Here is a 12,500-nt window from a genome sequence, read left to right as displayed (position 1 = left end):
TCCCTCTTAACGGATACCGCGCCGTTTTGTTCGCGGATTACAGCCGCTTGGCCAGGATGATCAGGTCATCCCCGACCTTGTAGAAGTCCCGGAACCGGGCCTCCTCCGTGTACTTCATGGACGCGTAGAACCCCCGGGTGGGGCCGTAGGCCTCCGTGGCGCTCGTCTCAATCCGGATGACGCGAGCCCCGCGCCGGCGCATGTCCGCCTCCATGCCCGAAATCAGCGACGCGCCCACGCCCTGGCCGCGCACCGTCGGGTCCGAGGCAATCCAATACAAGTCATACGTCCCCTCCGTCATCGGCGTGGGGCCGAAGCACGCGTAGCCCACCAGCGTGCCGTCCCGGTCCGCGACGAGGACGGTGTAGTCCTTGTTATTCGGCGTGAGCGCGAGATCCACCAGCTCGACGGCGCACTCCACCTCTTCCTGCGAGAACGTTTCGATTCTGCGGATGAGCGCTGCGAGCGGCTCCCGGTCCTTTTTTTCGATGGGACGGATTTCCATGGGCTCTCTCGAGAGCGATCTCCACCAGGCGGGCAGCCAGCGCGGGATAGTCCATCCCCGCAGCGGCAGCGGCCTTGGCAAACCCGGCACCCGGGTGGAGATCGCAGTTGGGGTTGATGTCGATGACGTAAGGTACGCCCTCGGGTGTCACGCGCAGGTCTACGCGCCCGTAGTCCACACAGTCCAGCGCCGTGAAAGCATCCATCGCCGTGCGAACCAGGCGGGCCTCCAGGGCGGTGTCCTCCAGGCGGCAGGGGACCGAGGGGCTGTCTTGGCACTCGGGGGAGTCCTCCTCCCACTTGGCCTTGTACGAGACGATGTTCGGGCGGTTCTCGAACGCCGCGCCGAAGCGAATCTCCGTGAGCGGCAGGGCGCGACGCGGCGCGTTGCCCAGCAGCGGCACGTAGATCTCCCGGCCCCGGATGAACTGCTCCACGAGCGCGGGCTGGTGGAAGGTGCTCAGCACCGCCTCGGCGGCACGCGCCAGTCCCGCCCGGTCCTCCACCACCGAGTCGAAGTCCACGCCCACGCTGGCGTCCTCTCGCGCGGGCTTGACGATGAGCGGGAAGGCCAGGTCCACCGACATCACGTCCTCGAGCCGCTCCACCACCGCGAACGGGGGCGTGGAGACGCCCCGGCCACGCAGCAGCTCCTTGGCCTTGGGCTTGTGCAGCGCCAGCCCCAGCGAGAGGGCGGACGAGCCCGTGTACGGCAGCCCCATCATGTCCAGCAGGCAGGGGATGACCATCTCCCCGCGGCTGTCGGCGGCCACGGACTCACAGAGGTTGATGACGAGGTCCGGCTGCATCCGCCGCAGCGTGTCCACGAAGTCCAGCCGGTCCCCCTCGACGGCGAGCGGCTCGGCGTGGGTGTCACCCCGGGAGAGCGCCTCGGAGAGGGCTGAGGCCACCCGCATCACATCCTCGCGGGCCTCCCTTCCTGGATCGTCTTCGAGGAGGTCGTGGTCGCGGTTGTGAAGAATGACGATGTGCATTCGGATTGGGGTCAGAGGGTTAGCACGTCCCCTGGGACGATCCCAGCCCGACGCGGAGGCTCGATCGGTTGGTTGTCAAAAGTTATTCGGAGTGCTGCCCCCAGGGGGTACTCAGGAGTATGGAAAGGGAACCATGCGGATTCGTGACCCCATCCACGGCACCATCCCGGTGAGCGACCCGGAGAAGGCCATCATTGACAGCCGCCACTATCAGCGGTTGCGCCATGTGCGACAGTTGGGGTTCGGAGACCTGGCTTTTCCTGGAGCCACGCATACCCGCCACGCGCACTCGCTGGGCGCCATGCACGTGGCCTCGCGGCTCTTCGGCGCGGTGGCCTCCCAGTCCAACCTGCCCGAGGATGTCCAGTCCCGGTTCTGCACCGCCGTGCGGCTCGCGGTGCTGTGCCATGACCTGGGCCACATGCCCCTGTCCCACGCCTCCGAGCGCATTGCACCCCCGCGGGCGGCCTTGAAGCTGCCCGCCTGGCTGGACGCCACGGCGGAGGGGCCTCAGGCGACCCACGAGGACTTCACCGCCAAGGTGCTCCTGGACAGCTCGCTCACGCCGCTCATCGAGCAGCACTTCGGGCCGCTGGGCATTCACGCGGACGCGGCGGTGGCGCTGATTACGGGCGCCAAGCCGCCGAAGGACCCGGGCTTCACGCACCGGGGAGTGGACTGGATGCCGCTGCTGCGGGCGCTCGTCTCCGGCGAGCTGGACGCGGACCGGATGGACTACCTGCTGCGCGACTCCTTCTATACGGGCGTCAACTACGGCCGGTACGACTTCGAGTGGATCATCTCCAACCTGAACCCGGCGGTGAAGGACGGGCGCGCGTACCTGGCGCTGAGCCGGGCGGCGGCGTTTGCCTTCGAGGACTTCCTCCTCAGCCGCTACCACATGTTTGTCTCGGTCTATTACCACCACACCTCGGTGAACTTCGATCACATGCTGCGGCGCTACTACGAGGAGTCGCCCGGCGAGTTCGAGATCCCCGCGGACCCCGAGGCGTTCCTGCTCTGCGACGATGCGGCGCTCTGGTACACGCTGCGGCGCTCGAAGAACCGGTGGGCCGACCGCATCTCCATGCGCCGGGGCTTCAAGCTGCTGGCCCAGTTCACCGAGCGCGACACGGGCTATGACCTGGACGTGCTGCGCAGCGCATTGGTGGCCGCCCAGCTCGAGCACTACGTCGTCGAGTCGCACGGCGTGCTGTCCAAGTACATGGGGGAGGGACAGAGTCCGAGCCTCTACATCATGGATGTCTCCACCGGCCGGCTCACCGAGGTGGCCAAATACACGCCGCTGTACCAGCGCTACAGCGGCGCGGTGCGGCTGACACGGGTGTACGTGCGGCCGGACCAGATCGACGCGGCCCGCTCCTTGATGAGCCGGCTGCTGGGACAGGCGGTGCAATCATGAGCGAGGCGATTCCTGGCATGCCCCCGCCGCCCCCACCCGCTGCGCCTCGGCCGGCCGCGGTGGCGGTGCTCTACCGGCGGGTGGGCGAGGGCGTGGAGGTGTTCTGGGTGAAGCGCGAGAAGGCGCTCCGGTTCGCCGGCGGCTTCTACGCCTTTCCCGGAGGCAAGGTGGACAAGGCGGACGCGGCGGTGCCGATGCGCGGAGCGTCCGGAGAAGAGGCCGCGATGCGCGTGGCCGCCGCCCGCGAGCTCTTCGAGGAGACCGGGGTGCTGATGGCGGAGGGCGCCGAGGCGCTGAGCCCGGAGCGGCTGAAGGAGATGCGCCGGGCGCTGCTGGCAGAGGAGCGCACGTGGGGAGCGCAACTGGCCGAGGCGGGGCTGACGCTGCGCGCGCAGGACTTCCAGCCCGCAGGCAGGTGGATCACCCCTCCGTATATGCCGGTGCGCTTCGACACGCGCTTCTTCCTGGTGGAGGCGCCTCGGCAGGCCGTGGCGGAGCTGTGGCCGGGCGAGCTGACGGAGGCGGTGTGGGTCACACCCAAGGCCGCGCTGGAGCGCTGGTCCGAGGGCACGGCGCTGCTGCACTCCCCAGGCGTCCACGTGCTCCAGGTGCTTGCGAAGTTCGACACGCCGGAGGCCGTGCTCGCGCGGCTGGAGGCACCGCCACACTGCCCGGACTTCATCGCCACGCTCGTCGAGTTCCAGCAGGGCGTCCGCATCATCCCCCTGGTGACGCCCACGCTGCCGCCCGCCACGCACACCAACGGCTATGTGCTGGGCCCTGAAGAGCTGCTCATCGTGGATCCCGGCGCGGAGGATGAGCGCGAGTTCGAGAAGCTCCGGGACCTGTTGTCCACCCTCGAAGCCGAGGGGAAGCGCCCGGTGGCGATCGTGCTGACGCACCACCACTGGGATCACGTGGGCGGCGTGAAGATGCTGAAGGAGCGGCTGAAGCTCCCGCTGTGGTGCCACGCCCGCACAGCGGATCGGCTGGACGTGCCCACGGAGCGGCTGCTGGTGGATGGGGAGGTGCTGGAGCTCGCGGGCAACCCGCCTCAGCGCTGGCGCGTGCTGCACACGCCGGGGCACGCACGCGGACACATCTGCCTGGTGGAGGAGCGCAGCCTCGCGGCGGTGGTGGGCGACATGGTGGCCAGCGTGAGCACCATCGTCATCGATCCACCCGAGGGGAACATGCGCGACTATCTCACGCAGCTCGCGAGGCTTCGGGACTTGCCCGTGACCACGATGTACCCGGCGCACGGCGGGCCCATCCCCGATGGCCCTGGGAAGCTGCAGGAGTACCTCGAGCACCGCGCCGCGCGGGCCGAGCGCATCCTGGAGTCCCTGCCCCCTGAGGGCGCGACGCTGCATCAGGTGGTGGAGACCGCCTACTCGGACACTCCGGCCTTCATCCACCCGGTGGCTGAGCGAAGCGCCCTTGCCTCGCTGGAGATGCTGATGGAGGCGGGGCGCGCCCGTCTCCAGGGAGGCCGTTACTTCAAGGCCTGAGCCCGAGGCCGGAGCCCGTCAGTGCTTCCGGTCGCCGCGGTCGCCCTCACCCTTCTTGGACTCATGCTCGGCCTGGCGCTTGCGATCTTGCGAGAGCGAGCGCCCGACGTCGTCAACTTCCTTGAAGCGGCCTTGATCATCCCGGCGCACGTACCGCTTGTCCCCAGGGGTCGGCTCGATGAGTTCACGCTTGCTGGACATGGTTACCTCCTGAAGCAATGGGACGTGGGTGCAGTGCTATCTACGGCCTGTCTTGCGCTTGGCCGCAGACCGCTTGGCAGCAACGCCGCGCTGAACGGACTTGCGCCTCCGGGTGGCTGCGGCCTTCTTCGCGGCCCGTGAGCGCTGCGCGAACGTGCGCGAGGCCATGCTGTGCCGTCCGCCACGCCGCGAGGCCTGGTGGGTCTCCGGCTTGCCATACCCGCTGCCGCCGGGCTTCTCACCGCCATGGGACTCCGCGTTCACCGTAGCCCAGGCACGGCGCTTGGCCTCGCGCTCGCCCGTGCCGTGCTCCCTGTAACTGTCGGCAATGTGCTCGGCGCGGCGCTTCTGCTTGTCCGTGTACTTGCTCTTGTCTCCGCGGGGCATGTGTCCCTCCTTGGGAGCAAGGTCTGCACTGCCTGCCATCTGATCAACAGCCGCTTGCCCGCTCCGTCAGGGTGACCCCCGGGGCGTTTTCTACCCTTATGGGTGGACCCGCTTGGCGGGTTGTTCTTGTTTCACTGGGGACGGATAATGGAGGAGGCGCGGGAGAGGGGTTGTCATGTCGGTCAGCACCCGGATCGTGTTGTTCGCGGCGGCGGCGATGGGAGTCATCTGTGTTCTGTCCAGTGCCCTCTCGTTCTCCGCTCGGAGGGGCATGCAGATTCGCGAGCAGGTGGTGGCCTCTCAGGAGCAGCTGGAGATCCTGAGCCGGTTGGATGACGGGGTCTGGCCCTTTCTCAACGCCTTGAGCCGCGCGCAGCAGGAGGGACAGGACACCACGCTCGTGCTTCAGGAGCATCAAGCGCAGGTGCGCGCGGAGCAGGCGCGGCTGGAGGAATCCCTCCAGCGCGAAGCCCTGGCGAATGGCAAGGAAGAGGCGCGAGGCCGGGACGTGCGTGCGGAGAGCGCTCGGGCGCTGGAATCATTGGTGCGCTGGATGGATCTCACGGAAGCGCGTGCGCGCCATGAGCCGGAGCGGGCCTCGCTCGCACCCGAGGTGGAGTGGGGGCTCTATCAGAGCTACGAGGAGACGGTGGGACAGTTCATCGACTCGCTCCGCCGGGCCGAGCACGAGGAGCTGCTGGAGCGGCGCAAGCGCTGGAACGTCGTGGCGGGGCGCGCCGAGCTGGGTGCGACGTGGATCGCGGGGACCTGTCTGGTCATCATGGGCGTGATGACGCTCTCCATCCTCGTGCCGTTGCGGCGCTCGCTTCGCAAGCTGCGCGTCACGGCGGAGCGCATTGGCCGCGGAGACTTCGAGGTGGCTCTGCCAGCCATGGGCAGGGACGAGCTGGGCCTGCTGGCGCGCGCCATGGACCGCATGGCCGGGAAGCTGCGGGAGACGCTCCAGGAGAAGCAGCGGCTGATCAAGGCCGAGGCCGAGGTGTCCGAGCGGGAGGCCCGCCGCTACAGCGCCATGTTGGAGGAGACGGTGCGCGCGCGCACCACCGAGCTGCAGGGGACCAATGCGCGTCTGGAGGAGAGCCTGCGGCAGCTCCAGTCGGCCCAGGAGCAGTTGCTGTTCGCGGACCGGCTCGCCACGGTGGGCCGGCTCGCGGCGGGCGTGGGACATGAGATCAACAACCCGCTCTCGTACATCCTCAGCAACCTGCGCTTCATCCGAAAGGAGCTGGAGCAGGACGCGGAGGCCCCCACGCCCGAGCGTCAAGAGGTGCTGGAGGCCGCTGCTGCAGCCCATGAGGGAGCCGAGCGCGTCCGGCTGATCGTCCAGGAGCTGCGGATGATGTCCCGGCCGGACGATGTGGCGTTGGGCCGGGTGGAGCTCGGGAGCGTGGTGCGGGGCGCCGTCAAGATCGCCTCTCGGGAGCTGAGGGATCGCGCCCAGGTGGTGGAGAACTGCGAGGGCGTTCCGGCCATTTGGGGCAATGGACCTCGGCTGAGTCAGGTGGTGCTCAACCTGCTCATCAACTCCGCGTACGCCATCTCGCCGGGCAAGCCCCAGGACAACGAGGTGCGGGTGACGGCGCGCTCGAGCGGCTCGGGGACCGTGGTGCTGGAGGTGCGGGACACCGGCTGCGGCATTCCGAAGGACAACCTGGAGCGCATCTTCGAGCCATTCTTCACCACCAAGCCTATCGGCGAGGGCACGGGGCTGGGGCTATCGGTGTGCCACAACATCATCACCGCGATGGGCGGCACCATCCAGGTGGAGAGCGAGGTGGGGCGAGGCACGGCTTTTCGCATCACGCTCCCCGAGGCGGCCGCCTACGAGGTGGCTGCTGTCCGCGAACACGCAAGCTGAGCACTCCGGTTCGAGGTGTCTCTCGGGTCACGGTGAGGGGTCTACCCCAGTGAGTGCCTGGACCACGCGGCTGGCGGCCCGGCCCAGGCGCACGCCCATGCGGTGGTGCAGGGAGGGGTGGAAGAGGTGGGTGGAGCCTCGCGCGAGCTTCAGCACCTTCAGTTCTCCTCGGCGCAGCTCCCGCTTCATCAGGTACTCCGGCAGCCAGCCATACCCGAGCCCCTCGAGGATGGCGGCCTTCTTGGAGGCGAAGTCATTGAGGTGCACCGTTGAGCGCTCCTCCAGCGGGCCGGTGCTGAGCTGGAGCCGGGGATCCGAGCCCCGTACGGTGAGCAGCAGGTGCGGCGCGAGGTCCTCGTCCTTCAGGGGGCCTCGGGTGGCCGCCAGCGGATGGTCGCGGTGGGCCACCAGCACGGCTCGCAGCTCGGGCAGGCGGTAGGTGCGAAGCTCTGGCAGGGTGGGCGGTAGCAGGGACACCATCAGATCCGCCTCGTCCCGGATGAACGCTGCCTCCACTCCCGTGAGGAACTCTCCCGAGACGTGGAAGCGGGTGCCTGCTCCCTCGGCTCGGAGCTGCTTCACCACGCGCAGCAGCGGCTCAGCCGGGAAGATGCCGTCGAAGATGATGCGCAGGGTGGGCTCCCAGCCCGCGCGGATCTCCGCGCACGTGTTCTCCAGCTCTCGCTCGGCCGCCAGCAGCTTGCGGCAGTGCTCGAGCACCCGCTCTCCCGCTGGAGTGAGCCGCGTGCGGTAGCCGCGCCGGTCCAGCAGCGTCAGCTCTGTTTGCTCCTCCAGTGTGCGCAGCGCGTACAGCACCGCCGTGTGTCCCTTGTGGAGCGCCTGGGCCGCGGCCGCGAAGGTGCCGTGGCGGGCGAGCGCCTCCAAGGCCCGGGCCTGATCCAGTGTGATGTGCATGAGGAAGATTGTGCATTTCCTGCACAGTCTCTGGCAGGTCTTTGTGCTTTCTTCTCTCCAGGTCCATCCCTACCTTGCAGGGCATGGACATCCCGAGCGGCCCGCTGAACGTGGTGGGATGACAGGGGACACTGTGCCGCCTTCGGCACACACGACTCTTGTCATGCGCAACGCGGAGGGGCGCACCGGCTTGCCGCGGCCCTTGGAGAACGGGGATCCTAAGGCGGTGAAGGTGCCCTGAGGCGCTGGCGGGACAACGGAACGAGGAGACATCCCGGATGAGCATCAACCCCGTAGGACTGCAAGGCATCGACTTCATCGAGTTCGTGGCGCCCGAGCCGGAGCGGCTGGATCGGCTGTTCCGGGCGTTCGGCTTCTCTCGGACGCTGCACCACCCCGCGCGCCGCATCGACCTGTACGAGCAGGGGGAGATCCGGTTGCTGCTCAACCGAGGCAGTGGGTCGTTCGCTGCGGGCTTCTCCGCTCTGCATGGTCCGTCCATCAGCTCCATGGGATGGAAGGTGCATGACGGCCTCAAGGCGCAGGAGGCGGCGGTGTCGCGTGGAGCGCGTGCGCGGACCGAGGGAGATCTCTTCTTCCGCGATGGCCGTCCGGTGCCGGCCGTGTACGGCATTGGCGAGAGCCTCATCTACCTGGTGGACGGGGCGAACCCACAGGAGAAGTGGGAGCGGATGGGCTTCGTGCCGCACCCCGAGGCAGTGAGGGTGGCGTCCAAGGGGTTTACGCTGCTCGACCACCTGACGAACAACGTGGAGAAGGGGACGATGGGGCGCTGGTCCTCCTTCTATAAGGACGTGTTCGGCTTCACGGAGGTCCGCTACTTCGACATCCGCGGAGCGAAGACGGGGCTGACGTCCTATGCGCTGCGCTCGCCGTGCGGGACGTTCTGCATCCCCATCAACGAGGCGGACGAGAAGAAGAGCCAGATCAACGAGTACCTCGATGAGTACAAGGGGCCAGGCGTCCAGCACCTGGCGTTCCTCACCACGGACATCCTGAGCTCGCTGAAGGCGTTGGATGGGCTGGGCATCGAGATGCTGGACATGGACGATGACTACTACCGCGAGGCGTACCAGCGGGTGCCTCAGGTGACCGAGGACCGCGAGGAGATCCGCCGCCGCAACGTGCTCATCGATGGGGACGAGGAGGGGTACCTGCTGCAGATCTTCACCCGCAACCTCATCGGGCCCATCTTCATCGAGATCATCCAGCGCAAGAACCACCTCTCGTTCGGGGAGGGGAACTTCTCGGCGCTCTTCCGCTCGATCGAGCGGGACCAGGCGAAGCGCGGCGTGTTCGACGAGCCTCGAGGGTAGTCGGGCTCAGGGAATGAACCAGGTGCCCACGGTGGTGGTGGGCATCTCGAGCCGGTGGACCTGCCCAGGCTTGAGCGCATACCTCGTGGAGGGCCCGAGCGCTCCGCACCACCGCACCTCCACGTCCACGGTGGCGCCCGGCGCGAGCACCCCCAGGCCGAAGTGCAGGCGCCGGTCTCCCTGCGCCGAGAGCCCTGTGATGGCCTGCTTCTGCTGCACCTGCCGCCTGCCGTCGGGCGTGGTGACGGTGACCTGGCTGCCCAGCGCCTCCCGGTTGCAGTGCCGGACGTCGCCCGCGAGCTCCATCGCCACCCAGGCATTCCCAGTGCTCTCCTCGGCCCTGTTGAGGAAGAGCGAGGGCGGTCCATGCTGGTTCGCCATGGCGATATCCAGCCTGCCGTCGCCATCAAGGTCCACGAGCGCCACGCCCCGGGTGTTCTCTCCGGACTTCAGCCCCACTGCGTCTCGCACGTCCACGAACTGAGGCTGGGCGTCCGGACCTCGGTTGAGGAACACGCGCCGCCGCTCCACCTCGAAGATGCAGTAGCCGCGCAGGTCGGCCCACTGGTCCGCATAGGTGTGAATGTCGGGACCTGACTGCGCAAATTTATGGTGCGTGTACCAGAAGGAGGGACAGTGCTCGCTCGGACGGCCCGTGCCGTTCTCGAAGCGATCGTCGAGATAGCCGTTTCCCTGCACGACGTCCGGCCACCCGTCGTCGTTCAGGTCGCCTGCGCCCGCACCCCAGCCGAAGTGGTTCTCGTTGAGGATGCCGCGCCTGCTCGCCTCGTCGGTGAAGCGCACCATGCCTTTCGAGGGATCGATGCCCTCGTTCACCCAGAGCAGCGAGCCCTCGGCAAGGAGCGGCACGTGGGCGTTCGACACATAGATGTCCAGGCACCCGTCGCCAGTCAGATCGAAGGCGGTGCTATTCATTCCCTTGTAGGTGTCGCGGCCGATCTCTCCGAAGAAGCGCCCCTCCACCCGGGTGAAGTGAGGCGCAGTGGGCTTGCCCGTGTTCACGTACAGATCGTCTGGGCCGAAGTCGTTGGCGAAGTAGAGGTCCGTGTCACCGTCCGCATCGAGATCCGCTGCGGAGAGCGCCAGCGTCCAGTGGGTGGCCGTGAGCCCGAGCTCGCGGGCATCCAGGCGCTCGAAGTGGCCTCCACCCAGGTTGCGCAGCACCTCCGTGGGACCGCCATTGTCCGCCTTGTGCCAGGAGTTGTGCAGGAAGGCGAACATGCGCCGGTCACCCTCGAACTCCGGCTCGGGCAGGCGGAAGAGGTTGAGTCTCCGCCCCGCATCGTCGGCTGAGCGCAGGGTCGAGCGGATGATCACGTCCAATCGCCCGTCCGCGTCCAGGTCCGCCACCGTGCTCGCGTGGCCCGTGACGTAGAGCGACTCCAGCCCGGAGCCCTCCGTGGCATCGACGAACCGCAGTACTCCTTCCTCTACGAGCCGGTTGGTCAGCAGGCGCGGCGGACCGAAGTCCACGGGCAGCAGGAGGTCGAGGTCCCCGTCGTTGTCGTGATCGAAGAACAGTCCCGTGGCGGCGTAGCCGTTCTGGACCATGTCCCGATCGATGGTCTCCGTGGGCAAGGGCACGCGCTCGAAGTGCAGGTGGCCCGGTTCCGACTGGTTGCGGAACAGGGAGACACGGTGGCCTTCGGAGGCGAGCGGCGCAATGAAGAGCAGGTCGCTCCGGCCATCCTGGTCCACGTCCCCCGTGGCCACCGAGGCTCCGACGCTGAGGACCCACTTGGCCACGTGGGCAATCCGAGGATCCAACCGGGTCAGCAGGCTTCCATCGTGAGGAAGGACGATCCCAGCGTCCACCGCCGCTACCTCCTCGAGGTGGAAGGTGGCGCGGGCTTCCTCGGCGGCGGGTCTCAGCACCAGCCGCCAGGCCAGGGCTGCGGAAGCGATCAGCAGCAGGAGCACTGTGGCTCGGCGCGCCAACTGCCCATCAAAGGTGCCCCTTACCCAGGAGGCAATCCCCTGAGCGCGCAGGCTCCGCAGGTGCAGCAACAGGAAGCGGCTGCTCTGCACGGTGAAGGCCGCGTAGAAGAACGTGAAGAGGCTCTGCGCTGAGTGGAACACCAGATCCAGCAGCGCGACGAGGAAGGCCACCAGCACCTGTCCGCGCACCGTGGGCGGGGACGTGCGCGGGTCGGTCATCATGAAGAACGTGAACAGGTAGAAGGGAGGCGTGGTGAGGCTGCCGACGATGAGCACCTCGGCCGGGATGTGGTGGCGCACGAACCACGCGCGCACCAGCAGGAAGAGGCAGTAGAAGCCGAGGAAGGACAGGACGACCATGTGCCGTCCCACGCGGAACAGGAAGAGCAGCAGCGCGGTGGCGGCGATGAACCCCGACATGATGCCGCTGCCGCCCCACTGGTACGACGGTGAGCTGGTGATGAGGTCCCCAAAGAACAGCAGCGTGGTGGTCACCCCGAAGAGCGAGGGGTTGATGACGTGGCGGCCCTCGTGGGTAAGCAGGTGCTTGGAGGCCACGGTGAGAAACACCGGCACCAGCATGAGCAGCGGGTCGTGCGCGTAGTTGAGCAGCAGCGCCAGGGACAGCGAGGAGATGACCGCCGAGAGCGGGAAGAGCAGTCGCTTCCGCAGCAGCAGGTGCAGCAGGACATCGAGCGCGGCCGTCGCGACGACGGTGGTGAGGATCTGCAGCGGGCTACGGTTGAACCCCAGCAGCGTGGTGCCGAGCACGGCGAAGGAGATGAGCAGCAGCGCGAAGGGGATGCGCGCGTCGCCCTTCACCGGTAGCCCGTCCACGGCCAGCTCACGGCCAAGGAAGCGAGCCTGCACGGTCGCGGGAGCCGAGATCATGTGCGAAGGCTACCGCAGACCGGGTGGGGAGGTGCGGTGGGCTCCGGCGGGTAGCCACTCTTGACCACCGGTCTCCGGGTCCGACAGGTGGACAGGCACCGCCTCCAGCAGGTGCCAGAGGCAGTGGAAGTGGTGCGGGAGGGGAGGTTAGAGGCCGACGCGGACCATGAACTCGATCTCACGCTCTGGGCTGGTGGGGTCTTCGGTCTCTTTGCAGACCGCGGTGACGGTGTAGAACTTGGTGGTCGGCTTGACGGTGTTGGTGTTGGAGATGTCCTGGACATCCCGGTTGGGATCTTTCATGGAGCCGGACACGTCCGTGGCGCTCACCTCTTCGAGCCGGCCGAAGTGGCCCGTGGCGAGCTTTACGCCGCGCAGATCTTCCTTGAACTTGATGGTGGAGGGGCCCGCCGCATCCAGCATGTTCATGCGGGAGATGAACAGGTTGCGAGCAGCCTGGACGCACGAGGACATGTAGTCCTCCTCGGCCTGGATTTC

General features: G+C 67.6%; 11 protein-coding genes. 4 read left to right on the top strand and 7 right to left on the bottom strand.

Translation table 11 applies throughout. The annotated features are described in order from the left end of the window. Positions 1-37: 37 nt before the first annotated feature. Positions 38-421 (bottom strand): GNAT family N-acetyltransferase, encoded by a 384-nt coding sequence (locus DB31_RS47110; protein WP_240486970.1) that lies wholly within the window; start codon positions 419-421, stop codon positions 38-40. Further along, positions 375-1,421, bottom strand: a complete 1,047-nt coding sequence (locus tag DB31_RS30830) for a D-alanine--D-alanine ligase family protein (RefSeq protein WP_240486979.1) — start codon at positions 1,419-1,421, stop codon at positions 375-377. Before DB31_RS30830 ends, DB31_RS47110 begins: the two co-directional genes overlap by 47 nt. 211 nt (positions 1,422-1,632) lie before the next feature. On the opposite strand from DB31_RS30830, the gene DB31_RS30825 reads away from it, so the two are divergent. Then, positions 1,633-2,922, top strand: a complete 1,290-nt coding sequence (locus tag DB31_RS30825; protein WP_044194145.1) for an HD domain-containing protein — start codon at positions 1,633-1,635, stop codon at positions 2,920-2,922. Continuing rightward, entirely contained in the window at positions 2,919-4,433 is a 1,515-nt protein-coding gene (locus tag DB31_RS30820; RefSeq protein WP_044194143.1) for an MBL fold metallo-hydrolase, read from the top strand. The genes DB31_RS30825 and DB31_RS30820 overlap by 4 nt, the downstream gene beginning before the upstream one ends. 18 nt (positions 4,434-4,451) lie before the next feature. Here DB31_RS30820 and DB31_RS30815 read toward each other — a convergent pair whose 3' ends face one another. Continuing rightward, entirely contained in the window at positions 4,452-4,634 is a 183-nt protein-coding gene (locus DB31_RS30815; protein WP_044194141.1) for a hypothetical protein, read from the bottom strand. A gap of 36 nt (positions 4,635-4,670) precedes the next feature. Then, entirely contained in the window at positions 4,671-5,021 is a 351-nt protein-coding gene (locus tag DB31_RS30810; protein ID WP_044194139.1) for a hypothetical protein, read from the bottom strand. A 175-nt stretch (positions 5,022-5,196) separates the two neighbouring features. On the opposite strand from DB31_RS30810, the gene DB31_RS50795 reads away from it, so the two are divergent. Further along, a complete protein-coding gene (locus DB31_RS50795) occupies positions 5,197-6,900 on the top strand; it encodes a sensor histidine kinase (RefSeq protein ID WP_044194137.1) in 1,704 nt (567 codons plus the stop codon). 27 nt (positions 6,901-6,927) lie between these two features. On the opposite strand, the gene DB31_RS30800 is transcribed toward DB31_RS50795, so the two are convergent. Beyond that, a complete protein-coding gene (locus DB31_RS30800; RefSeq protein ID WP_044194134.1) occupies positions 6,928-7,815 on the bottom strand; it encodes a LysR family transcriptional regulator in 888 nt (295 codons plus the stop codon). 278 nt (positions 7,816-8,093) lie between these two features. On the opposite strand from DB31_RS30800, the gene hppD reads away from it, so the two are divergent. Further along, positions 8,094-9,152 carry a 4-hydroxyphenylpyruvate dioxygenase gene (gene hppD / locus DB31_RS30795; RefSeq protein ID WP_044194131.1) on the top strand — a complete coding sequence of 353 codons (1,059 nt, stop codon included), beginning with the start codon at positions 8,094-8,096 and terminating at the stop codon, positions 9,150-9,152. Between the two features lie 6 nt (positions 9,153-9,158). Here the strand turns inward: hppD and DB31_RS30790 are convergent, their stop codons facing one another. Both DB31_RS30790 and DB31_RS30785 read right to left on the bottom strand, forming a co-directional pair. Then, a complete protein-coding gene (locus DB31_RS30790; protein ID WP_052420376.1) occupies positions 9,159-12,002 on the bottom strand; it encodes an FG-GAP-like repeat-containing protein in 2,844 nt (947 codons plus the stop codon). A gap of 147 nt (positions 12,003-12,149) precedes the next feature. Further along, the coding region (locus tag DB31_RS30785) for a hypothetical protein (RefSeq protein ID WP_044194129.1) at positions 12,150-12,500 on the bottom strand (351 nt) is incomplete at its 5' end.

It is taken from the genome of Hyalangium minutum (assembly GCF_000737315.1).
GTDB lineage: Bacteria > Myxococcota > Myxococcia > Myxococcales > Myxococcaceae > Hyalangium > Hyalangium minutum.
Note: the sequence above shows the minus strand (reverse complement) of the source record. Positions and strands in the feature narration are given on the sequence as shown.

What these genes read in the sequence shown, in the direction of transcription:
- DB31_RS30830 (WP_240486979.1), bottom strand. Translation starts at nt 1,421, where the DNA reads ATGCGGGTGGCCTCAGCCCTCTCCGAGGCGCTCTCCCGGGGTGACACC.
- DB31_RS30825 (WP_044194145.1), top strand. Translation starts at nt 1,633, where the DNA reads ATGCGGATTCGTGACCCCATCCACGGCACCATCCCGGTGAGCGACCCG.
- DB31_RS30820 (WP_044194143.1), top strand. Translation starts at nt 2,919, where the DNA reads ATGAGCGAGGCGATTCCTGGCATGCCCCCGCCGCCCCCACCCGCTGCG.
- DB31_RS30815 (WP_044194141.1), bottom strand. Translation starts at nt 4,634, where the DNA reads ATGTCCAGCAAGCGTGAACTCATCGAGCCGACCCCTGGGGACAAGCGG.
- DB31_RS30810 (WP_044194139.1), bottom strand. Translation starts at nt 5,021, where the DNA reads ATGCCCCGCGGAGACAAGAGCAAGTACACGGACAAGCAGAAGCGCCGC.
- DB31_RS50795 (WP_044194137.1), top strand. Translation starts at nt 5,197, where the DNA reads ATGTCGGTCAGCACCCGGATCGTGTTGTTCGCGGCGGCGGCGATGGGA.
- DB31_RS30800 (WP_044194134.1), bottom strand. Translation starts at nt 7,815, where the DNA reads ATGCACATCACACTGGATCAGGCCCGGGCCTTGGAGGCGCTCGCCCGC.
- hppD (WP_044194131.1), top strand. Translation starts at nt 8,094, where the DNA reads ATGAGCATCAACCCCGTAGGACTGCAAGGCATCGACTTCATCGAGTTC.
- DB31_RS30790 (WP_052420376.1), bottom strand. Translation starts at nt 12,002, where the DNA reads ATGATCTCGGCTCCCGCGACCGTGCAGGCTCGCTTCCTTGGCCGTGAG.